This window comes from Pseudomonas sp. G.S.17 (genome assembly GCF_038096165.1).
In the GTDB taxonomy this organism is placed as follows: domain Bacteria; phylum Pseudomonadota; class Gammaproteobacteria; order Pseudomonadales; family Pseudomonadaceae; genus Aquipseudomonas.
The window spans coordinates 1,190,681-1,211,308 of sequence record NZ_CP151076.1; the positions used below are offsets into that span (position 1 = coordinate 1,190,681).

At 58.7% G+C, this 20,628-nt stretch carries 23 protein-coding genes; 14 read left to right on the forward strand and 9 right to left on the reverse strand.

Annotated elements, in window-relative coordinates:
* Positions 1-193: 193 nt before the first annotated feature.
* Complete coding sequence (locus AABC73_RS05350) at positions 194-1,156, forward strand: MerR family transcriptional regulator (RefSeq protein WP_341522744.1); 963 nt, start codon at positions 194-196, stop codon at positions 1,154-1,156.
* Positions 1,157-1,185: 29 nt separating this feature from the next.
* Here AABC73_RS05350 and AABC73_RS05355 read toward each other — a convergent pair whose 3' ends face one another.
* Positions 1,186-1,791, reverse strand: a complete 606-nt coding sequence (locus tag AABC73_RS05355) for a hypothetical protein (protein WP_341522745.1) — start codon at positions 1,789-1,791, stop codon at positions 1,186-1,188.
* Between the two features lie 51 nt (positions 1,792-1,842).
* Positions 1,843-2,304, reverse strand: a complete 462-nt coding sequence (locus AABC73_RS05360; protein ID WP_341522746.1) for a PAS domain-containing protein — start codon at positions 2,302-2,304, stop codon at positions 1,843-1,845.
* A gap of 98 nt (positions 2,305-2,402) precedes the next feature.
* Between AABC73_RS05360 and AABC73_RS05365 the strand changes: the two genes are divergently transcribed.
* The 5 genes from AABC73_RS05365 (at position 2,403) to AABC73_RS05385 (ending at position 6,623) form a co-directional block, all read left to right on the forward strand.
* A complete protein-coding gene (locus AABC73_RS05365; RefSeq protein WP_341522747.1) occupies positions 2,403-2,858 on the forward strand; it encodes a flavodoxin in 456 nt (151 codons plus the stop codon).
* A gap of 274 nt (positions 2,859-3,132) precedes the next feature.
* On the forward strand, positions 3,133-3,909 hold the full coding sequence (locus AABC73_RS05370; protein WP_341524178.1) for a class II aldolase/adducin family protein: 777 nt from the start codon (positions 3,133-3,135) through the stop codon (positions 3,907-3,909).
* Positions 3,909-4,862, forward strand: coding sequence for an alpha/beta hydrolase (locus AABC73_RS05375; protein WP_341522748.1), 954 nt, complete (start codon positions 3,909-3,911; stop codon positions 4,860-4,862). Before AABC73_RS05370 ends, AABC73_RS05375 begins: the two co-directional genes overlap by 1 nt.
* A 69-nt stretch (positions 4,863-4,931) precedes the next feature.
* Positions 4,932-5,843 (forward strand): SDR family oxidoreductase, encoded by a 912-nt coding sequence (locus tag AABC73_RS05380; RefSeq protein WP_341522749.1) that lies wholly within the window; start codon positions 4,932-4,934, stop codon positions 5,841-5,843.
* A 201-nt stretch (positions 5,844-6,044) separates the two neighbouring features.
* Positions 6,045-6,623 carry a hypothetical protein gene (locus tag AABC73_RS05385; RefSeq protein WP_341522751.1) on the forward strand — a complete coding sequence of 193 codons (579 nt, stop codon included), beginning with the start codon at positions 6,045-6,047 and terminating at the stop codon, positions 6,621-6,623.
* 282 nt (positions 6,624-6,905) lie between these two features.
* On the opposite strand, the gene AABC73_RS05390 is transcribed toward AABC73_RS05385, so the two are convergent.
* Positions 6,906-7,709: a transglutaminase family protein gene (locus AABC73_RS05390; protein ID WP_341522752.1), complete on the reverse strand. Its 804-nt coding sequence runs from the start codon at positions 7,707-7,709 to the stop codon at positions 6,906-6,908.
* 193 nt (positions 7,710-7,902) lie between these two features.
* On the opposite strand from AABC73_RS05390, the gene AABC73_RS05395 reads away from it, so the two are divergent.
* From AABC73_RS05395 to AABC73_RS05410, 4 genes are all read left to right on the forward strand, one after another.
* Positions 7,903-8,940, forward strand: a complete 1,038-nt coding sequence (locus AABC73_RS05395) for a Glu/Leu/Phe/Val dehydrogenase dimerization domain-containing protein (RefSeq protein WP_341522753.1) — start codon at positions 7,903-7,905, stop codon at positions 8,938-8,940.
* Positions 8,941-9,021: 81 nt separating this feature from the next.
* Positions 9,022-10,122 carry a pyruvate dehydrogenase (acetyl-transferring) E1 component subunit alpha gene (gene pdhA, locus AABC73_RS05400; RefSeq protein WP_341522754.1) on the forward strand — a complete coding sequence of 367 codons (1,101 nt, stop codon included), beginning with the start codon at positions 9,022-9,024 and terminating at the stop codon, positions 10,120-10,122.
* On the forward strand, positions 10,112-11,098 hold the full coding sequence (locus tag AABC73_RS05405) for an alpha-ketoacid dehydrogenase subunit beta (protein ID WP_341522755.1): 987 nt from the start codon (positions 10,112-10,114) through the stop codon (positions 11,096-11,098). Before pdhA ends, AABC73_RS05405 begins: the two co-directional genes overlap by 11 nt.
* Before the next feature lie 24 nt (positions 11,099-11,122).
* Positions 11,123-12,226, forward strand: a complete 1,104-nt coding sequence (locus tag AABC73_RS05410; protein ID WP_341522756.1) for a dihydrolipoamide acetyltransferase family protein — start codon at positions 11,123-11,125, stop codon at positions 12,224-12,226.
* Between the two features lie 67 nt (positions 12,227-12,293).
* Here the strand turns inward: AABC73_RS05410 and AABC73_RS05415 are convergent, their stop codons facing one another.
* Entirely contained in the window at positions 12,294-12,557 is a 264-nt protein-coding gene (locus AABC73_RS05415; RefSeq protein ID WP_020294416.1) for a YebG family protein, read from the reverse strand.
* Positions 12,558-12,826: 269 nt separating this feature from the next.
* On the opposite strand from AABC73_RS05415, the gene AABC73_RS05420 reads away from it, so the two are divergent.
* The gene (locus tag AABC73_RS05420; protein WP_341522757.1) at positions 12,827-13,276 is read left to right on the forward strand and encodes a phosphate-starvation-inducible PsiE family protein; all 450 of its coding nucleotides are present in this window, start codon (positions 12,827-12,829) and stop codon (positions 13,274-13,276) included.
* A 120-nt stretch (positions 13,277-13,396) separates the two neighbouring features.
* Here the strand turns inward: AABC73_RS05420 and AABC73_RS05425 are convergent, their stop codons facing one another.
* The gene (locus tag AABC73_RS05425) at positions 13,397-13,729 is read right to left on the reverse strand and encodes a DUF3509 domain-containing protein (protein ID WP_065833216.1); all 333 of its coding nucleotides are present in this window, start codon (positions 13,727-13,729) and stop codon (positions 13,397-13,399) included.
* 165 nt (positions 13,730-13,894) lie between these two features.
* Here AABC73_RS05425 and AABC73_RS05430 point away from each other — a divergent pair, with 165 nt between their 5' ends.
* Entirely contained in the window at positions 13,895-14,440 is a 546-nt protein-coding gene (locus tag AABC73_RS05430; protein WP_341522758.1) for a sigma-70 family RNA polymerase sigma factor, read from the forward strand.
* Entirely contained in the window at positions 14,437-15,399 is a 963-nt protein-coding gene (locus tag AABC73_RS05435) for a FecR family protein (protein ID WP_341522759.1), read from the forward strand. The genes AABC73_RS05430 and AABC73_RS05435 overlap by 4 nt, the downstream gene beginning before the upstream one ends.
* Before the next feature lie 103 nt (positions 15,400-15,502).
* Here the strand turns inward: AABC73_RS05435 and AABC73_RS05440 are convergent, their stop codons facing one another.
* The gene (locus AABC73_RS05440) at positions 15,503-15,931 is read right to left on the reverse strand and encodes an HPF/RaiA family ribosome-associated protein (RefSeq protein WP_341522760.1); all 429 of its coding nucleotides are present in this window, start codon (positions 15,929-15,931) and stop codon (positions 15,503-15,505) included.
* 163 nt (positions 15,932-16,094) lie between these two features.
* Here AABC73_RS05440 and AABC73_RS05445 point away from each other — a divergent pair, with 163 nt between their 5' ends.
* Positions 16,095-16,463, forward strand: a complete 369-nt coding sequence (locus AABC73_RS05445) for a hypothetical protein (protein ID WP_341522761.1) — start codon at positions 16,095-16,097, stop codon at positions 16,461-16,463.
* A gap of 2 nt (positions 16,464-16,465) precedes the next feature.
* Here the strand turns inward: AABC73_RS05445 and fecA are convergent, their stop codons facing one another.
* From fecA to AABC73_RS05460, 3 genes are all read right to left on the reverse strand, one after another.
* Positions 16,466-18,823 (reverse strand): TonB-dependent Fe(3+) dicitrate receptor FecA, encoded by a 2,358-nt coding sequence (gene fecA / locus AABC73_RS05450; RefSeq protein WP_341522762.1) that lies wholly within the window; start codon positions 18,821-18,823, stop codon positions 16,466-16,468.
* A 225-nt stretch (positions 18,824-19,048) separates the two neighbouring features.
* Positions 19,049-20,026 (reverse strand): FecR family protein, encoded by a 978-nt coding sequence (locus tag AABC73_RS05455; protein WP_341522763.1) that lies wholly within the window; start codon positions 20,024-20,026, stop codon positions 19,049-19,051.
* On the reverse strand, positions 20,023-20,526 hold the full coding sequence (locus AABC73_RS05460; protein WP_341522764.1) for a sigma-70 family RNA polymerase sigma factor: 504 nt from the start codon (positions 20,524-20,526) through the stop codon (positions 20,023-20,025). The genes AABC73_RS05455 and AABC73_RS05460 overlap by 4 nt, the downstream gene beginning before the upstream one ends.
* Positions 20,527-20,628 lie beyond the last annotated feature (102 nt).

The following is a 20,628-nucleotide window of genomic DNA, read 5'->3' on the forward strand; positions in this document are numbered from 1 at the left end:
TCACATGACGGAGCGCCGGGATAGTGGGCTGCGTCAGCTTCGCGTTTTAGAAAGCAAGGATTATTCCTGAAATTCATAAATAAGCCATAGGGTTTCATCACTTCGTCTGTATCAGTGCCAGCCGCAGGGGTTTTAGCGAAAGACTGGTCCACAGGCGTACAATGCGCCCCACTGTTTCCATGCGATCCCTGTCATGACTGAATCCCTCACTGGCCGCCACGATTCAAGCGGCCTCAAGCAAGATCTGAAGCAGGAAGAATTGTTCCCGATCCGTGAAGTGTCGCGCATGACCGGCATCAATCCGGTCACGTTGCGCGCGTGGGAAAGGCGCTATGGCCTGATTCAGCCGACCCGCACCGAAAGTGGTCATCGCCTGTATTCCCAGGCGGATATCGATGAGGTGCGCAGCATTCTGGGCTGGATCGAACGCGGCGTGGCGGTGAGCAAGGTCAGCAAGATTCTCGCCAAGACCCAGGCTGCGCGCATTCAGGCGGTGGCCCCCGAGAGCGATATCGCGCTGGGCGAATGGGGCGAATGGCAGGCGCAAGTGCGGCAGGCCGCTGGCTCCTTTGACGAGCGCCGCCTGGAGCAACTTTATGGCCAGGTGTTTTCCAGCTATCCGATGACCGTGGTATTCCAGGACATCTTGCTGCCGGTCTGGCGTGAATTGTTGCTGCATCACGACCGTTTCGGCCAGGTGAGCGAGTGGCTGTTTCTGGACAGCTTCCTGCGCGCCCGTACCTTGCAGCGCCAGCAATTGTCCAATGGTTTGACCGAGAGGAAGGTCGTGCTCGCGGGCGTGCCGGGGCAGTGTCGGGAGCTGGAGCTGTGGGTTGCGGGATTATTGCTGGGCAGTCCTGACTTCGATATTCAGGTCCTGGCGCTGGGCCAGCCGCTGGAAGAACTGACGCTGGTGTGCGGCAAGGTTCGTCCGGTGGCTGTCGTGCTGTTCAGCAATCACCCGCCGACCCTTGATTTGCCGCGCCGACTCAAACGCCTGGCGTTGGCACTCGATTGCCCGCTGGTGCTGGCTGGCGAAGGGGCCGATCTGGCGCAGGAAAGTCTTGATGGGTCGCCGGTCGCGTGCATCGGCAGCGAAGGCAGCTTCATGCAGCGGCGCTTGCGGCAGTTTATCGAGGGGCATCTGGATACGTGATTGCGTGCAGGAAGGTTTTGCGGCACCGATCAACGATGCATGGTTGGATGAACGCGCTGGTGTTCCTCAAGGATGTACTGGCGCAGCCGTTCGGTCTCTTCCTTGTTGCGCTGGCTCAGACGATACGCCGCAAGCCCCGACTCGGTGAGACGTTCGAACGTGCCACGAAGGGAAATGGGCTCGTGCCCGACAGGCGCGAACCAGGCGGAGAAGTTCTTCGGCGGTTTGGTTGAGCGGCGGTTTTCCAGCAGTACGCCTTTGAACGAAACCTCATGAACCCATAACGCCGTCGGAGTACCTTTTTCGGTTTCCAGCGGCATGGGCTCCTGCAGTGTCAGGCGCCACGGACGTATGCGCGGTCCTTCTTCGAAAATGCTCGGCGCGCCCAATTCCAGGTGCAGGGCATGAAACTCGTCCTCCACCAGATGCAGCGGGAACGTCATCTGCTGATTGGCAAACTGCGCCTGGATCGTCACCTGCTCATGAGCCGCCAGACGGGTAAGCAATTCCTGAATGTGTATCCCACCGTTCACCGTCAAACTGCGTGTCGCATCGCGCACGTTCAGTTTGGGGTTGTGCTGCATGTTCTGGATAAAATCCAGCTCAGCCTGGGTGAGAAGGGTGTCGTGGGGCATCTCGGGGCTCGAAAAAACCGGTTATTGGGGAAGCAGACCATTAATTCCAGATTATGTTGCACTCAGCTGGTTTTTTAACGCGGCGATCTCCTCTTTGGCAATAGCCAATTCAACCTCCAGCTCAACCACCCGCTGTTGAGCCTCCACCTGTTTGGTGACGTTTTTCTGAATGCCGATGAAATAGGTGAGCTGGTCGGCCTCATTGAGCACCGGCGTAATCGATAATTCGTTCCAGAACGGCGTGCCGTCCTTGCGGTAATTACGCAGAATCTGGCGGCAAGGCTGGCCGCTGTGGACGGCTTCGCGAATCGCTGCCAGCGCTGGCTGTTGCCGATCATCGCCCTGGAGGAAGCGGCAATCCTGATAAAGGATGTCGTCCACCGGATAGCCGGTCAGCATTTCGAATGCCTTGTTCGCATAGATCAGAATGTTGTCTTCACCTTCCTGCTCGGCGACGACAATGCCGTCATTGGAAGCGTCCACCACCAGTTGCAGCAGTTTTGCATTGATCATGAGGAGAGTTCCGAAGCAGGGAGCAAAGACAGCATTCTAGGTCATGGGCTGGCTTGAGGCATAATGTCCGACGTTTTTCCGCTGATACAGGATGATTCATGAAAGTCGCCATCGTTTCCGGTTCTGTCTATGGATCGGCTGAAGAAGTCGCTCGACACGCCGGGAAAATCCTTCGCGACGCCGGTCTCGAGGTTCTGCAAGACCCGCGCGTGACCCTCGAAGGCTTGCAATCCTTCGCTCCGCAAGCCTTGTTGTTCGTGACGTCGACCACCGGCATGGGGGAACTGCCGGACAACATCCAGCCGGTCTATTCGCAGATCCGCGATGTGCTGCCGGCAGCCTGGCGCGGCTTGCCCGGCGGTGTCATTGGCCTGGGCGATGCCAGTTACGGGGACACCTTCTGTGCCGGCGGCGAGCAGATCCGCGAGTTGTTCGCGGAACTGGGCGTCATTGAAGTGCAGGAGATGCTGCGCCTGGATGCCAGTGAAAGCGTCACGCCCGAGACCGACGCCGAGCCATGGCTCGCGCAGTTCGTCGAGTTGCTGAAACGCTGATTCAGGCGAATCAAACGCGACTCGTTGGAGCGAGGCTTGCCCGCGAATCAGGCGCCGCGGTGACCCAGATCCACCGCGTCATCGTTCTTCGCGGGCAAGCCTCGCTCCTACGAGGCCGGTGTTAGCTGCGCGACGAGCGTCCGTAAAGACGAATTGGCCTTTTAAGCCGTCAGAATGGCCGCCAGGTCCCCGACGGTTTTGCCGGGTATGGCTAAACTTTGCATCCAGAGTACACCCTGAATGCCGAGGAACCGCCGTGAACCCTACCCAAGTTCTGCACACCGCCGATACGCCACTGAATGTAAAAGACCAGGTCAGCCCGGCCGAATGGCAGACCCGCGTCGATCTTGCTGCCTGCTACCGTCTGGTCGCGCTGCATGGCTGGGACGATCTGATTTTTACCCACATCTCGGCCAAGGTGCCGGGCACTGATGATTTCCTGATCAATCCTTACGGCTTGATGTTCCACGAGATCACGGCATCGAATCTAGTCAAGATCGACCAGGCGGGCAACAAGCTGATGGCCAGCCCTTACGAGATCAATCCCGCCGGCTTCACCATTCACAGCGCGATCCATGAAGTTCGTCATGACGTCGCCTGCGTCTTGCACACGCATACCGCTGCGGGCGTGGCGGTATCAGCGCAGCAGCAGGGGATTTTGCCGATCAGTCAGCAATCACTGTTTGTTCTGTCGAGCCTCTCTTACCATCCGTACGAAGGTGTTGCCCTCAATCATGAGGAAAAGGCCCGCCTGCAGTTCGATCTGGGCGAAACGAATTTTCTGATGCTGCAAAACCATGGTCTGCTGACCTGTTCGGCGAGCATTGCCGATACCTTCCTGATGATGTTCATCTTCCAGCGCGCCTGCGAAATCCAGGTCATGGCCCAAGGCGGCGGGGCGCAGTTGATTACCATCGATGGGCAGATTCTCTCGGGCGCGAAAGCCATGGTGGCTGGCGTGACCAAAAGCGCCCAGGGCATGGGCGGCGCGCTTGCCTGGCCAGCATTGCTGCGCAAACTCGACCTGACCGATGCGGGTTACAAGCAATAATGCCGCTGACCGAGATACCGCTGCGCATCTGGCGCACCCGTGGGCAGACGTTCGACTTCAAGGGCCATGCCATTCGTTATTGGACGGCGGGCGAGGGTGAGCCTTTGTTGCTGATTCACGGTTTCCCGACCGCCAGCTGGGACTGGCATTTCCTCTGGCAACCCTTGGCGACTCGGTATCGGGTGATTGCCTGCGACATGCTCGGTTTCGGCGACTCAGCCAAACCGCCGCGCCACGCTTACAGCCTCATCCAGCAAGCTGACGTGCAACAAGCCTTGTTGCAGCACCTGGATGAAGAGCGGCCGATTCACGTACTGGCCCATGATTACGGCGACAGCGTTGCCCAGGAGCTGTTGGCTCGTCATCACGAGGGGCGCTTTGCGATGGCCAGTTGCGTATTCCTCAATGGCGGCCTGTTTCCGGAAACCCACCGCAAGGTCCTGGCGCAAAAACTGTTGCTGAGTCCGCTGGGCTGGATATTCAGCCGGTTGTTCGATCGAAGCGGTCTGGCCAACAACTTCAGCAGGATCTTCGGTCCGGACACCGCTCCCAGTGAAAGTGAGCTGGACGATCTGTGGAGCCTGATCACGGCCAACAAGGGTGAGCGAGTCATGCATCGCCTGATTCGTTATATCCCGGAGCGCATCGAGCAACGTGAACGCTGGGTGGGCGCCATGCAGACGGGAGGCGTGCCGTTAAGAGTGATTGACGGGGCGGTCGACCCGATTTCAGGCGCGCATATGGTCGAGCGCTACCGGCAGCTGATCCCCGACGCTGATACCGTGCTGCTGGAGGGCATCGGTCACTACCCGCAATTGGAGGCGCCATCGTTAGTGCTTTGCCACTATCTGGCGTTCCGGGCTGCCATAGAGATAGAAGCGACGGCGGGCGCGACCCGAGACGCGGCGCATCCAGCGGCATTATCGAGCACTATTCAGCGAGGATTGGTTTGATTGTGACTGGAAGTCGGGTGGACGACACTGATGCGAGCGCGTCGCTGCCGACCTTTCCTGGAGCTAGTCATGAGTGAACCTGTCCATTTTGACGACAAAGTAGTGATCGTCACCGGTGCTGGCGGCGGATTGGGGCGCGCTCATGCGTTGCTGTTTGCCCGCCATGGCGCTCGCGTGGTGGTCAACGATCTTGGCGGTTCCGCCAGCGGGGAAGGCGCCAACGCGTCGGCGGCAGATCGAGTGGTCAGCGAGATCCGCGATGCGGGCGGCACGGCGGTGGCCAATCACGATTCGGTAACCGATGGCGACAAGATCGTCCAGAACGCTCTGGACGCTTTCGGTCGCATTGACGTCGTGGTGAACAACGCCGGAATCCTGCGCGATAAATCTTTCGTCAAAATGGAAGACACCGACTGGGATCTGGTTTATCGCGTGCACGTCGAGGGCGCTTATAAAGTGACGCATGCGGCCTGGCCTCATTTGCGCCAGCAAAATTACGGCCGCGTGATATTTACCTCTTCGACCTCCGGTATCTACGGCAACTTCGGCCAATCCAATTACGGCATGGCCAAGTTGGGGCTATATGGCCTGACACGCACCTTGGCCCTGGAAGGTCGCAAGAACAACATCCTGGTCAATGCCATCGCCCCAACCGGTGGCACGCGAATGACCGAAGGGCTGATCCCGCCCAATGTCTTTGAGTTGCTCAAGCCTGAACTGATCAGCCCGTTAGTCGTGTATCTGGGCAGCGAACAGTGCCAGGACAGCGCGGGTTTGTTCGAAGTAGGCGGCGGCTGGATCGGCAAAGTCCGCTGGGAGCGAAGCCTCGGCGCAGGCTTCGATCCTCATGCAGGGTTCAGCCCGGAAGACGTCGCCGCGCAGTGGCAAGTCATTAGTGATTTCGCGGGCGCAGTGCATCCTGGGGATAACGTTGAGGCTCTGAAAGAAATGATGGCTAATCTGCAGAGGTATATGGGTTAAATAAAACTATCTAATTGCGCAACGAAACGGCTGATTAAATAATTGATAATTAGGAAGTTTCGTTGTTCGGCGTAAGAATATTCCATATGGAAAGTAGTACCCGTCTGGATTTAACCCGTTAGGTGTTCTGTCTATAAAGTCGCCCGGCCAGTTCCCGATATGTTCGATGAATACTTCATTCGACGTAAAAGGAGCAGCATCATGGGAATGGTTAATCGATACGCCGAAATGCCGCCAGTCATTATCAAACCACGGCTGGAAGACCCATCCATTAAAAAAACCAGTGCCGATACCAATCGCATCTTGTTGGAAATCGGCGAGAATCCCGTCGCGCTCAATACCATGGCCATGGAGCAAAGCAAACTCCGACCCTTATTCAAAGATTTTGATGCGGAAAAGGTCAGCCCTGAAGAATTGGGAAACTTTGGCAAACAGCTTCTGGCTTTTGGTCTGATCGATAATCTGACTGCGGATCTAATGGGCCGTGCGGCCCTGGAGTTTGACAAGGACGGCAAAATCTCCCACCCGGATATCAAGATCAATGCTCTGGAGTTCTTCGCCAAACGTATCGATGAAATGCAGACCAAAGTAATGACCGGTGACAAATACTCGAAACTGTTGTTGCCGGACTACATCAAGACGGTCCATGTCATGAAAAATCTTCAGGTGTTTGCATCCACAGGCGACAGTTACGGGACGATGGCCCTTAACAAACGCATAAAAAATGGCGAAAAGATCAAGGATGAACTCCTGCCACCCAAATTGAAATCGAAGGTGTAGTGGCGCAAAGCCATAGTTTGGCGGAGGGCAAAAAAAAGCCGCTGTATTAACAGCGGCTAAACAAGACGTGGATCCAGGAGCTATAAAATCAACGTCGATACACTCTGAAAGTCCGGCACGTCAGGGACAGCAACGCGCCAGCGAAAATCGATGGGGTAAACAAGACAAGTTAGTTGAGCGGCTTGCTTAAAGTCCGGCAAGAATAGAGTGTTTAATTGCATTAGAAAACAGTGGTTTGCGACATTAACTGTTGCATGCACGGCAACAGTCGCCACAGGTGGCTCAGTGTATGGCTTTGCTCGATGGCAGCTGACTCAAGCGTTCGGCGAGCCTGAGGCGCTGCAGCGGATCGTCGCTTAACAGCAGCGCGTGTTCCAGATCAAATCGCTCGGCCTGCGGGCATTCCAGGGCGTGATACAGACCGGCCCGGACCAGATGATCGCCAGTGGTCGCCTGGCCCAGTTCCACCACGCGATCAGCATCTTTAAGCGACGCCAGCAGATCATCATTGAGTTGATGCAGATGCCGAAGATTGCGCGAAAGCCGTTGCAGCATGCTCAGGTCCGTCGCGCGAATCATGTGCGCGGCGCGCAGTTGCATGTCTGGCCCGAACTGGCGAACCAGCAGCTCTCGGCAGTCTTGCGGGTAGAGCCGTCGTCCGCCACAAGGGTCCAGCAGATGGTCGGCGCCGGGCACCCGCAGCAGGAAATGCCCGGGGAAGTTCACCCCTTCCAGCTTGATATCCAGTCGTCTGGCGATTTCCAGGGCGATCAACGCCAGGGCCAATGGTTGGCCGCGACGACGTTGCACCACTTTGTGCAACAGCGCCGATTCAGGTTTAGGAGGGTTCCAGTCGTCCTGGGCAAACCCCATGGCGTTGAGTTGGCGCAACAAGGGTTGGGCCAGCTCGGAAGGCGGCAGCGAGGGAAGGGCGTTGTTTACCTGGCGCTGCAATTGATCCATTTCGGCGCGCAGCTGCTGGGGAAGAAACGTTGGGTCATGTTCGGCCGAAACCCACAGCGCAGCCTCGAACACATCGCCAGGGCTTTGGTGCAGGCTAGACAGGCAATGCTGGCGTGGCGTCATTGACCCCTCCGACCGAATCCGGGCAACTGGAATGTTGTTGGCAGCGATGACTTGTTTTAGCCCCCGTCGCAGATTTCGTCCAGTGCCGAATGTGAGTGCGGATGTGTTTTATCCACATGCACCAGCGGTCAATCATTTTTTCCAGCAGCGCCTATAATCGCCTTAGAAAAAAAGTATTCCGGGAGCACTGCCGATGTTCGCTCTCATGCACAGTTCACGCATCGAATCACTGCATCTGGTCGTCGATCCCGAAACCGGCCTGAAGGCGGTGATCGCTATCGACAATTGCCAGCGCGGTCCTGCCTTGGGTGGATGTCGTTATCTTGCCTATCCCGATGAAGACAGCGCCATCGAGGACGCCATCCGTCTGGCTAGAAACATGAGCTACAAAGCGGTCCTCGCGGGCCTTCCGCAAGGTGGCGGCAAGGCGGTCATCATGCGTCCTGCACATGTACCGGATCGCGCTGCTCTGTTCGAGGCGTTCGGACGCTTCGTCGAGAGCCTCGACGGACGCTACATCACGGCCGTGGACAGCGGAACCTCCAGTGCCGATATGGACTGCATTGCGCAACACACCCAACACGTGACCAGCACCACCGAAGCCGGCGATCCTTCGGCGCATACCGCCATGGGCGTTTTTGCCGGGATTCGGACCACGGCCATGGCGCGTCTGGGCAGCGACAATCTGGAAGGGCTGCGCGTCGCCATTCAGGGCCTGGGGCATGTGGGTTACGCCCTGGCCGAACAACTTCATGCGGCCGGTGCCGACTTGCTGGTCAGCGATCTGGACTGCGGACGCGTGCAGCTCGCAATGGAGCAGTTTGGCGCCCATCCGATTGCCTGCGAAGCGCTGCTCAGCACGCCTTGCGACATCCTCGCACCCTGCGGGCTGGGCGCGGTGCTCAACAGCAAAACGGTTGCGCAGCTACGTTGCGCGGCGGTGGCGGGCGGGGCCAACAATCAACTGACCAGCCTGCAGGTCGCCGACCAACTGGAAAATCGCGGCATTCTGTATGCGCCGGACTATGTGATCAATTCTGGCGGACTCATCTACGTCGCCCTGCAACATCGCGGGGAAACCCTCTCCACCATCACCGCCCATCTTGCCCAGATCGGACAACGATTGACTGAGGTCTACGCTCACGCACAGGCGGAAAAGCGCTCACCCGCGCGGGTCGCTGACATGCTGGCGGAGCACCTCTTGAACGTCGGCCCACGCCTTACCCGGTGATTGCCGACGCCTGAAAACCTCGTCGCCACAAGTGCCGAGGTTTTCGTGTAGCACGCGTATCCCGCGTGTAAGGAGAAAGCAATGCCCAGCACCAGGCTCAATGTTGCGTATACCCGTTACCTTGCCCCGGATGGTCGTCTGACAGGTGAACTGCCGCCCTGGGCCGACGACTTCAATCTCCTGACCCGTCTCTACCGACAAATGGTCCTGACCCGGCTCTTCGATCAAAAAGCCGTAGCGCTGCAACGGACCGGGCGCATCGGCACTTACGCGCCGACCCTTGGTCAGGAAGCCATTGGCGTTGCCATCGGCAGCCTCATGCATCCTGAAGACGTGCTTATCCCGTATTACCGCGACACTGCCGTGCAGTTGATGCGTGGCGTGCACATGGAAGAAATCCTTTTGTATTGGGGCGGTGACGAACGCGGCAGCAATTTTGCCGAGCCAGCCGTCGCTGAGGATTTCCCGCTCTGCGTGCCGATTGCCACTCAGGCGTTGCATGCTTGCGGCGTCGCCAGCGCGTTCAAGATTCGCGGCGAGCATCGAGTTGCCGTGACCACTTGCGGCGACGGCGCGACCAGCAAGGGTGATTTTCTCGAAGCGCTGAATGTAGCGGGCGCCTGGCAATTGCCGGTGGTGTTCGTCATCAACAACAATCAGTGGGCAATATCCGTGCCCCGGCGCATGCAATGCGGCGCGCCAACCCTGGCGCAAAAAGCCATCGGTGCCGGCTTCCATGGCGAGCAAGTCGACGGAAACGACATTCTTGCCGTCTACGATCGCATGCAGATTGCCCTGGAACGTGCGCGCAAAGGCAAGGGGCCAGTGCTGCTGGAATGCCTGAGCTACCGGCTCGGCGATCACACTACGGCGGATGACGCTACGCGTTATCGGGCCGCTGAAGAAGTGAAACAGGCCTGGCTGGAAGAGCCGATCAAACGCCTGCAATCGTTCATGGCCAGTCAGGGGATTTGGGACGAAGGCCGCGAACAGGCGCTCATCACTGAATGCCAGGCGCTGGTGCAGCAGGCGGTTGATGCGTTCGACGCAGCCGGTATTCAGTCGCCGGAATCGGTGATCGATCACGTCTACGCCAAATGGCCGGCGGCACTCGCCGAGCAGCGTGAATGGTTCCTTGAGCGGGCCGCACGCCGCGCCGGAGGTGAGCATCATGACCAGTGAAAAAGTCAGCCTGCTGGAAGCGGTCAACCTTGCCCTGCATCGGGCCATGGCCGAAGACGAAAACGTCGTAGTGCTGGGTGAGGACGTTGGCGTCAATGGCGGCGTGTTCCGCGCCACACAAGGTCTGCGCGACAGTTTTGGTTTCAAGCGGGTGATCGATTCGCCGCTGGCGGAAACCATGCTCGGCGGATTGGTCATCGGCATGGCGGCACAGGGATTGAAACCGGTGGTGGAAATCCAGTTCATGGGCTTTATCTATGCCGCCATGGAACACCTGGTTTCCCACGCCAGCCGCATGCGCAACCGGACTCGCGGACGCCTGAGTTGCCCGATGGTCATGCGCTCGCCCATGGGCGCGGGCATTCGCGCGCCGGAACATCACAGCGAAAGTACCGAGGCTTTGTTCGCTCACATTCCCGGCCTGCGCGTGGTCATCCCGTCCTCGCCGGCGCGGGCTTATGGTCTGCTGCTGGCGGCCATCGACGATCCTGATCCGGTGATCTTCCTGGAGCCGACCCGGCTGTATCGCATGAACCCGCAAGCGCTGCTCGACGACGGCAAGCGCCTGCCGCTGGACACCTGTTTCACCCTGCGCGAAGGCAGCGATTTAACCCTGATCAGTTGGGGTGCGAGCGTCCATGAAACTTTGCAGGCCGCCGCTGCATTGAGTGAACAAGGCATCTCGGCGGAGGTGATCGACGTGGCCTGCGTCAAGCCGCTGGATCTGGACACCCTCGAAGCATCGGTGCGCAAGACCGGGCGCTGCGTCATCGTGCATGAAGCGCCACGCTCCTGCGGCGTCGGTGCGGAGATCGCCGCCAGTCTTTACGAGCGGGTCTTGCTGGATTTGCAGGCGCCCATCGTGCGAGTTACGGCGCCGGATATTCCGCCGCCGCTGTATCGACTGGAGCAGCTGTACATTCCAGGCGTGGAAGACATTCTTCACGCCTGCGATCAAGTGCTCAACTTTGCCTGACGGCCCGGATTCAGGAGACTTGCGATGAAATATTTCAAACTGCCCGATCTGGGCGAAGGCTTGCAGGAAGCGGAAATCGTCGAATGGCACGTCAAGGCGGGCGATACGGTCAAGGCCGATCAATTGATGGTTTCAGTGGAGACCGCCAAGGCCATTGTCGATATTCCCGCGCCTTATGACGGCGTGGTCGCCAAGGTCTACGGCGGCGATGGCGACATCCTGCATGTGGGCGAACCCTTGATGGCATTCGAAGGCGAGGGCGATGCGGGTACGGTCGTCGGGCGTCTTGAAGGCGGTGGCAGCCAGGATGATCAATTCTTCGTCGGCGCCGCGCCTTCGACCCGCGAGCATCTGGCTGCCAAAGCGACACCGGCGGTCCGGCAACTGGCGCGGCAATTGGGCGTGGACATCGGCGCGTTGAGCGGTTCGGGTAATGACGGCCTGATCACCCGTGCCGATGTCGAGGGCGCAGCGCAAGCTGACCGCGACCGTTTTGGCGGCGAAAAACTGCGCGGCGTCAGACGCAGCATGGCGCTGAACATGGCCAGGTCCCACGCGGAGGTCGTGCCGGTGACGATCTATGGCGATGCCGATCTGCACCGCTGGTCGCAAGCCCGCGACCCGTTGATCCGGCTCGGCAAAGCCATGGCCGCCGCCTGCAAAGTGGAGCCGGTTCTCAATAGTTGGTTCGATGGCAAATCCTTGTCGATCAAACAGCATCAACAGCTCGATCTGGGCATTGCCGTGGACACGCCAGACGGCTTGTTTGTGCCGGTCCTGCGCGATGTGGGCAATCGCGAGTCTGCCGATCTCAAAGAAGGCATGAGCCGGCTGCGAGCGGATGTCCAGGCGCGGTCGATCCCGCCGAAGGAAATGATGGGCGCGACGATTACCCTGTCCAATTTCGGCACCTTGTTCGGCCGCTACGCCAGTCCGGTCGTGGTCCCGCCACAGGTGGCGATCATTGGCGCGGGCGCGATTCGCGATGAGCCGGTAGCGCTCAACGGCGAAGTGGTGGTGCACCCGATTTTGCCGCTGTCACTGACCTTCGACCACCGGGCTGTTACCGGCGGCGAAGCCGCGCGGTTTTTCCGGGCGTTGGTGGATGAGCTGGAGAAACCTGACTGAGCATAGTCACGCAACAAACACCGGCCCCGTTGGAGCGAGCAGACGGCGCTCCAACGGGGACCGGGCTTTATTCTGCCCCTGAACCGTTGAGCAGTTCATTCAACGCATCCGGTTGACTCTTGAATGCACGGGCAAAAATATCGCGATTCTTCGCCATATAAATCCCGGCTTCTTCGACCTGGGCTTCGCTCAGGGAAGGCACGGCCTTGTTCAACACTGCTGCCAGCAACTCAGCGAGTTCGAGCATTTTGTCATGACGATCAGCTTCGGCTTTATCCATGAACAAACGCTCCAGATCTCGGCTGCTGCGGTATACCACTTCGACGGCCATTCACCACCTCACATGCCTTCACGATAGTTGTCTTTAACGACTACTGTATTTTTATACAGTGCCTAGCATAGGCGAATTTTTTCGCGCTGGATAGTGGCCTTCATACATCTTTTTCAATCATGGATGTGTCTTGCGACAACCCGCCACGCTCTCAACCATAGCTAATGGCCTCGTTCCTGCTTGGTATTCAGGCAAATCAAAGTGTCACGCGCACGCAGCATCATCCAATCTGGAACCGCTGCTTAATTTTTGTACAGGATGTGTTGGATATGTCAGAACTGAAATGGGCTGAGAAGCTGCGCAAGAACCTGCACGACCAGGCCGACTCGCTCGGCAATCTCTGTGTCGAAGCCTTTCACTATCTGGCGCTGTTCGGGATTGGTGCGATCACGGCTTACGCGGCGGTGACGACGTTTATTGGCATGCTGGAAAAAGGCAGTATCAGCGTCGACGATATTCTGTTGCTGTTTATCTACCTTGAGCTGGGTGCCATGACGGGGATCTATTTCAAGACCAACCACATGCCGATCCGCTTCCTGCTCTATGTGGCGATCACAGCGCTGACCCGGCTCTTGATCGGCGACGTGTCGCATCACAACGCGCCTGACCTGGGGATCATTTATTTGTGTGGCGGGATATTGCTGCTGGCGTTTTCGATTCTGGTGGTTCGATATGCGTCGTCGAAATACCCATCGGTCAAGGACAGGGCCGAAAACTGAGGCGCAAGAAACGCCGAGAAGATGTTCAGGCCCGCTGGAATGGCTCAGCCACGGGGCCTGAATCGGACATCAGGTGGGTGTGGAAATCTTGCGCATCATCACGACCGCGATGACACGCCATTAAACACTTACCGCCAATCGCGGACGATCGCGCAACCAGTTGCTGCGTATCGGTGGCGGTGCCAGTTGCTTGAGGTCGCCATCGGTCATGGCCGCGAGGATCTTGATCGCGCTGTGGCCTTGCTCGATCGCGATGCCAAATTGCACGCTTTCAATCAAACGGTTCAGGCGCTTGGGATCGTTGCGCTGTGCGGCGCTGATCAAGCGTTTGGCGACAACGCCGGATTCGTTGGACAGGGTCAGCATGATGCTGCCGTCGAGCCCTTGAATGCTCAGGTTCACCCGATAATCAGGGTGGAACGCGTCAGTGATCTGTTGAAAAGGATTGTCCATTATCGGCTACCTGCTTTATGGGGCTGCATAAATTGACTGGGCTTTTGGCACTTTAGTTCTCGGCTGAAGTGGATTGATGGGAAATTTCGTACGCTTGCTGTGAGTGCTGAAAACTGGCATCTTCCGCGCTAATGATAATTTTTCGTGTTTGAGAAGTATTGACACATGCACGACTTCTCCGCATCTGATCGCGATCTGATCAGCCGTCAGCGGCAAATCTCCGAACTCTACGCCGACCATCACAGCTGGTTGCACAGCTGGCTGCGTAAGAAACTCGGCTGCTCGCAACGCGCTGCCGATCTGGCCCATGACGCGTTCATTCGGGTGCTGACCCTGGCCGAGCCGCAAAATCTCAAGGAGCCTCGCGCCTTCCTGACGACGACGGCCACGCGCCTGATGATCGACGGTGGACGGCGGCGCAAGGTCGAGCGCGCTTACCTTAATGCTCTGGCGCTGCATGCCGATGAAGCCTCTATTCCAAGTCCGGAAGCGATTCATGCCGCCCTGGAGATCCTGGAAAAAATCGCCCAGATGCTGGAGGGTTTGCCGGCCAAGCCGCGTCAGGCGTTTTTGCTCAATCGCCTGGACGGCCTGACCTACAGCGAAATCGCCACGGTGTCAGGTGTCTCCAGCAGCATGGTCAAACAGTACATGGCCAGCGTGCTGGTGCATTGCTACAAAGCACTGCATGGTTCGGGCCACCTGTCATGAGCGCCGAGTACGAGCCGACCGAAGCAATGATCGGCCAGGCCGCGAGCTGGCTGGCGTTGCTGCACGACGACGGGGTCACGGCGGCGGATCGCCAGGCCTTCAATGCCTGGCGCCAGGAAGATCCCCGACACTTCCTGGCCGTGGCGCGCATGCAATCCTTGTGGGGCAGTTTCGAGCAGTTGCCGACGGCTCCGGCACGGATGGCTCTGGACCAGGCTTTCGCGCGTTCGCCGGGCAAGTCTTCCCGGCGCTATCTGCAGACGATTGCTTTATGCGGCAGCCTGGCGCTGGCCTGGTTCAGTTTCGACCAGGCACCCATCTGGATGGCCGATCAGCGCACCCACGTTGGCGAGCGCCGCGAGATCGCCCTGGCCGACGGCAGCCATTTGCAGCTCAACAGTGACTCCGCGATAGACGTCGAATTCGACGAGCGGCGGCGGGTGATCGACTTGCATCGCGGTGAGGTGTGGGTCGAGGTCGCCAAGGATCCGCAACGACCGTTTGTGGTGCGCACTGATCAGGGCACCATTACAGCGCTGGGCACGCGGTTTCTGGTGCGTAGTGGGGCGGACGGCGCGGTGCAGGTCAGCGTGCTGGAATCCGCCATCGCCGCCAACGCCAACAGTTCCGTGGCGGTGCGGGTCAGCGCCGGTCAGCAGGCCAGGCTCAAGGATGGGCTGGTGCAGACGCCGCAATCGATCAGCAATGAAGATCCTGCGGCCTGGACGCGCGGTTTGCTCAAGGTCGATGACCGACCGCTTGCCGAGGTGCTGGAGGCGCTGGGGAATTATCGACATGGGCTGTTGCAGTTCGATGCGACGGCTCTGCAAGGGATGCGGGTGTCCGGCGTCTTTAAGCTGGATGATACCGACGCTGCGCTAGCGACTCTGGCTGACAACCTACCGATCAAGGTCGAGCATTTCACCGATCTGCTGGTCTGGGTCAAGCCGGCCCAATAAGCAAGGCTCAAGAGGAGCAGTGCACAACGAAAGAGGGCGGGGTCGTTTTGGCGACCCCGCCCTTCTTTATAGTGTTGCTGAATGGTTCAGCTAACGGTTTGGATCATCCCAGCAGGGCGGTGTCTTTAGCCTGCTCTTTTTCCAGAAATTCTTCTTGCAGCAGGGCGTCCGGGTTTACCGATTCCTGTTCTGCGTCATTGATCACGGGAGCGCCCGGACGTTTGGTACGCAGTTTGCCAAAAAGATGTTCAAGGGCGTGGTCGAGTTTTATAGCTGCGCCATCTACGGCCTGATCCAGCGTATCGGCCTTGTGGGTAACGGAAATAGGTTGATGACCTTTTGGTCGGGCTTCCATCTGGCAGCGCATGTCGTGCGGGCCGGGCTTGTCACCGTTTTCATCACGGATGTGAACTTCGATCCGAGTCAGATCTTCGTCATAGCGTTCGAGCGTGCTTTCAACGGTGGTACGTACCCACTCCTCCAGTCGAATACTGCTTTCGATGTGGTTATCGCAATTGACCTGGATTTGCATAGTTCTTCCCTTATAAGGCTTGCTCGTATGAGATCGGACGACACGACCGGTTGACTGGTTCATTTCGTCTGCGCTCATTCACAGTGTTGGCGCCTATGCAGGAACAATTCAACCCCATTGAGAAAGAAATATTTCGCCGCAAAAAATAATCGTCAGGCTTTGAATGCATATCGCTCTCATTCACTGTCTGTTTTTCCCGTATGTCCGTTATGGCTATGGAAAACCTGGTTTCACAGTGAAGGATCGTTCATGTCACGCCCTGTTGTTGGGCACCAAGACCGATTCGGCCTTGATCGAAACCCCGCAATCGATTTCCGTGGTCACCAAAGATCAGAGCCTCAACCAGATCCTGCGTTTACTATTCCTGGTGCTGGTATGGCTCGCAACGCACCGTGCAGGCGAGTGCTACGTATCGGTGGTGATTGTGCGCAGATACCGACGGTTTCGCGAGCAAGCTCGCTCCCAGTCTGCACGGATGACAGTTCATCTTGTGGGAGCGAGCTTGCTCGCGAATCGTTTGAACCTCGCCTGAGGTCAGAACGCCACGGACGTTTGCACATACACCGTGCGTGGTTCGCCGACGTATTTGCCTTTGTTGTTGTCGTCGAACGAGCGGGTGAAGTATTCGTGATTGAGTATGTTCTTCACCCCGACGGCGACATTCAGGTCATTGAGTTGTGGACCGAAATCGTAGCCAGCGCGGGTGCTGAACAGCATGTAGCCGGGAATCTTGCCAGTACTGCCATCGGCGCTTTCCGCTGAAGTGTTGGCGTTGTCGGCGAACTGGTCGCTCTGATACGAACTGTCCAGATTCAGCTTCCACGGCCCTTCGGTATACGCCACGCCCAAGGTGCCTTTGTGCTTGGACGAGAAGGGCACGCGGTTGCCTTTGTTCGGGCCGTCTTCGCGGATGCTGGCGTCGACATACGCATACGTGGCGTACACATCGAAACCGGCCAGCGCCGGGCTCAAACCATTCAACGCATAGTTGATGCTGGTCTCGATGCCCTGATGCCGGGTTTCGCCTCGGGCAATCACCGTGTCGTTTGTCTGGTTGCTTTCATATTGGTTGTCGAAGTTGATCAGGAACGCCCCGATCTCGGCGCGCAAGTTGCCGTTGTCATAGCGCGTACCGAGTTCCCAGGTGCGGGCTTTTTCCGGCTTCACTTCGCCGCCGGCTACCCGATTCGGCATCTGGCTGTACTGCACGCTGCCGAACGAACCTTCGGTATTGGCGTACAGATTCCATGTATCGGTGAGGTGATACAGCGCGTTCAGTGCAGGCAGCGCGGTGTTGTAATCGCCCTGGTATTTGACGTTGGTCAGGTTGTTGGTCTGCGCCGAATCGATCATTTCGTAGCGAATGCCAGGCGTGAACGTCCACTTGCCGATATCGATACGGTCGTCGATATAGATCGCGTGGGCTTCGGTTGCGCCGCGAGTGTCCCGGTCGTTGCGGCTGGCGGTGCTGGGCAGCTCGTTGGAAGTAGACGGCGTGCGATAGCGCAATTCGTGACCGGCTTCGTTGATGTAGCGATAGCCGACGCCGATTTCGTTCCAGCTTTCACCCAGCGCGAAGCCTTGGGAGAAGCGGGTTTCCAAACCGCGCACCCAGTATTCGCGGGGCGACAGGGACACGAAGCTGCCTTGATCCAGATAACCGCTGCGCAAGGTCTTGGTGAAGAACGTATTGGTGGTGAACACCCGCGCGTCCTGCTCGTAGCGATAGCCGAAATTGACCAGCGTGCGACGGCCCCAGAACTCATCCTTGGGGCGCGTCGATTGATACGGGTCAGCCTTGTAATCGGCGACGTTCAGGCCACCGGGCATTTTCGCGTTGCCCTCGTAATACTGCGCCATGGCGTTGAGGCTGTTGGCTTCGTCGATCTGGTATTTGCCTTTCAGGATCAGGTCGTCGATCTCGGTGTCGCTGTGTTCACGCCAGTCGCCGCCGCGCACTCCGGAATACAGAATCGCGCCGCCCAGACCGTTATCGGCGGTGCCGCCCGCCAGCAGATTGCCGGTGGTCTTGAAGCCGTCGTGGCTGGATGACGGACTGGTTTCAGTCTGGAAGCCGCCTTTGACTGTTGGCGCATCGGGGATGGCGCGGGTCACGAAGTTGACGATCCCGCCAACGTTCTGCGGGCCATATCTGACGGCGCCGCCGCCACGCACCACGTCGACGGCATCCATGTTGCCCATGCTGATCGGTGCGAACGACAACTGCGGCTGGCCATAGGGCGCGAAAGGCACCGGGATGCCGTCCATCAATACCGTGGAGCGCGAGGCCAGGCGCGGATTGAGCCCGCGAATGCCGAAGTTCAGCGCCATGTCATGGCTGCCGGTGCCGTTGTTTTCCGGGGCGTTGACGCCGGGAATACGGTTGAGCACTTCACGCGCGGTGCTGGCCCCGGAGCGTTCGATTTCTTCGCGCCGGATCACATCCCGCGCGCCGGGGTGCTCGAAGACGTTGATTTGCTGCGCCTCGCCGAGCCAGTCGCCGACCACGGTCGACGCTTCCAGCTCAACCGGACCTTCACCTTGGGCAACGCTGACCGGTTGCAAGGTGAAGCCATCCTGGCCATCGGCCCGCGCTTGCAAGCCGGTGCCTTCGAGCAATGCGGCCAGGCCTTGTTCCGGCGTGTATTGGCCTTCCAGACCGCGACTCTGCAAGCCGTTGGTGATCTGCGAGCCAAAGGAAATCAGCACGCCTGCTTCCCGACCGAACTGGTTCAGTGCGGTTTCCAGTGCGCTCGGCGCGATGTGATAAGGCTTGCTGGCAACCTCCGCCGCCTGCACCAGCGGCAGAGCGCTCAAGGACAAACCGGCACCAAACAGGATATGGCGCAACGAGCGGGCGAGGGGAGAAACACGACTTGGGCGGGCTGACATGCAGGAGTCCTTTGGCGAGACGATTAAGGTGCTTTTCCTGTCTGTCACGCGAGATGAGCAAAACGGCTCACTGGGTTTGCAAAGATTTTCGCCGGGCGCGACTCAACCTTGCAGGACCGGATTTATCCGGGAAGAGGCCGGTACATCGGCAGTATTTCTTCGGTTCGGAAAGTGCTCTCCCGGCTGAAGCCGGTCCTACGGGTTCGCGATTCGCAATGGTCGGATTCAAACCCGCGCCTCGACGCTTACCCAATACCGGGTAAAGCGCTTGACCCGAACCGGCAGCGCGACTTCCAGCAGGTCCAGAATGCGTTCGCTGTCGGCCAGCGGGTAGCTGCCGGAAATCAGCAGGTCGGCGACTTTGGCGTCGCAATTCAGATGGCCGCGTCGATAGCGGCTGAGTTCGCCGAGGAAGTCCTGCAAACGCATGTGCGCCGCCACCAGCATGCCATCGGCCCAGGCGCCGCTGCTGGCGTCCAGCGGGCGAATCGCATCCCAGGAATTGCGCCCGAAACTGACTTGTTGTGACGCCTGCAACTGCAAGCCCGGTCCCGGAAAGTTGTCGGGCTTTAGCTGCACGGCGCCGCTGAACACCGCGATCTGGCTGCGGCCGTCCAGTTGCCGCACGTCGAAACGGCTGCCCGCCATGTTCGGGCGAATGCTGCCCTCGGCGGTGGTCAGCAGCAGCGGGCGCGGGTCGTCGGCGGCGGTGAGCAGGATCTCGCCTTGCAGCAGTTTGATCAGACGTTGCTGGGCATCAAAACGTACATCCACCGCGCTGGCGCTGTTCAGGTGCAGCTGGCTGCCGTCGCTCAGGGCAATCTTGCGACGCTGGCCAATGCCGTTGTGGAAATCCGCCAGCAACGGTTGCAGCACCGCCTGCTCGCGCAAACCCCAGCCAGCGGCAGAGCCGGCGCCCAACAACAGCAACAGCTTCAAAGCCTGACGCCGTCCGCTGGACTTCGGCGCATTGATCGCGGCGTGGGCCAGCGGCGAGGACAAACCGCTCAAGCGCTGATTGACCCGCTGGATATGCGCCCACGCGCGCTGATGTTCGGGATTGCCGTTGAGCCAGAGTTGCCAGGCTTGCTGACGGCGCGGTTCGAGCGTGCCGCTCTGCATTTCAATCAGCCAGCTCACCGCCTGCTCGGCAATCGGCGCAGGAATATCGGATTTGTTCAGGGATTCGGCGTTCTGGTTCATAGAGCGAAATAGCAGCGCAGGGCGGCCTTGTGCAGATGGCGTTTGACCGTGGCGATGGAAATCCCCAGTTGCCCGGCGATTTCCCCGTGGCTCAGGCCGTCGATCTGCGCCAGCAGGAACGCGCGCTTGACCAGAATAGGCAGGCCATCGAGCAGCTGATCCAGCTCCAGCAGGGTTTCCAGAATGATCGCCCGATCTTCTTCGGAAGGCGCGACACATTCCGGCATTTCCAGCAGCGTCTGGTAATAAGCGCGTTCCAGATCCTGGCGGCGGTAGTGATTGCACAGCACGCGTTTGGCAATCGTGGTCAGAAAGGCGCGTGGCTCAATGATCTGTGCCGTGTCCCGGGCCAGCAGCACCTTGACGAAGGTGTCTTGGGCCAGATCCGCCGCGCTATGCGGGCAGCCGAGTCGGCGCCGTAACCAGGTCGTCAGCCAGTTGTGATGGGCGTTATACAGGCCTTCGACGGTGTGATTGGGCGCGTAGTGGGCGATGGGCATGAGCGACTGCAGTCCGCGATGAATCAATAATTGCGCAGATTCTGTCAGACTCTTTTGCATATGAGAATATTTATCATTAATATTGCGATCTGCTCGTATATC

Excerpts from the sequence above, each read along its gene's own strand:
- AABC73_RS05410 (WP_341522756.1), top strand. The coding sequence starts at position 11,123 with ATGAAATATTTCAAACTGCCCGATCTGGGCGAAGGCTTGCAGGAAGCG.
- AABC73_RS05395 (WP_341522753.1), top strand. The coding sequence starts at position 7,903 with ATGTTCGCTCTCATGCACAGTTCACGCATCGAATCACTGCATCTGGTC.
- AABC73_RS05435 (WP_341522759.1), top strand. The coding sequence starts at position 14,437 with ATGAGCGCCGAGTACGAGCCGACCGAAGCAATGATCGGCCAGGCCGCG.
- AABC73_RS05420 (WP_341522757.1), top strand. The coding sequence starts at position 12,827 with ATGTCAGAACTGAAATGGGCTGAGAAGCTGCGCAAGAACCTGCACGAC.
- AABC73_RS05350 (WP_341522744.1), top strand. The coding sequence starts at position 194 with ATGACTGAATCCCTCACTGGCCGCCACGATTCAAGCGGCCTCAAGCAA.
- AABC73_RS05355 (WP_341522745.1), bottom strand. The coding sequence starts at position 1,791 with ATGCCCCACGACACCCTTCTCACCCAGGCTGAGCTGGATTTTATCCAG.
- AABC73_RS05380 (WP_341522749.1), top strand. The coding sequence starts at position 4,932 with ATGAGTGAACCTGTCCATTTTGACGACAAAGTAGTGATCGTCACCGGT.
- AABC73_RS05365 (WP_341522747.1), top strand. The coding sequence starts at position 2,403 with ATGAAAGTCGCCATCGTTTCCGGTTCTGTCTATGGATCGGCTGAAGAA.
- AABC73_RS05425 (WP_065833216.1), bottom strand. The coding sequence starts at position 13,729 with ATGGACAATCCTTTTCAACAGATCACTGACGCGTTCCACCCTGATTAT.
- AABC73_RS05415 (WP_020294416.1), bottom strand. The coding sequence starts at position 12,557 with ATGGCCGTCGAAGTGGTATACCGCAGCAGCCGAGATCTGGAGCGTTTG.
- AABC73_RS05460 (WP_341522764.1), bottom strand. The coding sequence starts at position 20,526 with ATGCCCATCGCCCACTACGCGCCCAATCACACCGTCGAAGGCCTGTAT.
- AABC73_RS05375 (WP_341522748.1), top strand. The coding sequence starts at position 3,909 with ATGCCGCTGACCGAGATACCGCTGCGCATCTGGCGCACCCGTGGGCAG.
- AABC73_RS05445 (WP_341522761.1), top strand. The coding sequence starts at position 16,095 with ATGCATATCGCTCTCATTCACTGTCTGTTTTTCCCGTATGTCCGTTAT.
- AABC73_RS05405 (WP_341522755.1), top strand. The coding sequence starts at position 10,112 with ATGACCAGTGAAAAAGTCAGCCTGCTGGAAGCGGTCAACCTTGCCCTG.
- AABC73_RS05360 (WP_341522746.1), bottom strand. The coding sequence starts at position 2,304 with ATGATCAATGCAAAACTGCTGCAACTGGTGGTGGACGCTTCCAATGAC.
- fecA (WP_341522762.1), bottom strand. The coding sequence starts at position 18,823 with ATGTCAGCCCGCCCAAGTCGTGTTTCTCCCCTCGCCCGCTCGTTGCGC.
- AABC73_RS05440 (WP_341522760.1), bottom strand. The coding sequence starts at position 15,931 with ATGCAAATCCAGGTCAATTGCGATAACCACATCGAAAGCAGTATTCGA.
- AABC73_RS05430 (WP_341522758.1), top strand. The coding sequence starts at position 13,895 with ATGCACGACTTCTCCGCATCTGATCGCGATCTGATCAGCCGTCAGCGG.
- pdhA (WP_341522754.1), top strand. The coding sequence starts at position 9,022 with ATGCCCAGCACCAGGCTCAATGTTGCGTATACCCGTTACCTTGCCCCG.
- AABC73_RS05455 (WP_341522763.1), bottom strand. The coding sequence starts at position 20,026 with ATGAACCAGAACGCCGAATCCCTGAACAAATCCGATATTCCTGCGCCG.
- AABC73_RS05390 (WP_341522752.1), bottom strand. The coding sequence starts at position 7,709 with ATGACGCCACGCCAGCATTGCCTGTCTAGCCTGCACCAAAGCCCTGGC.
- AABC73_RS05385 (WP_341522751.1), top strand. The coding sequence starts at position 6,045 with ATGGGAATGGTTAATCGATACGCCGAAATGCCGCCAGTCATTATCAAA.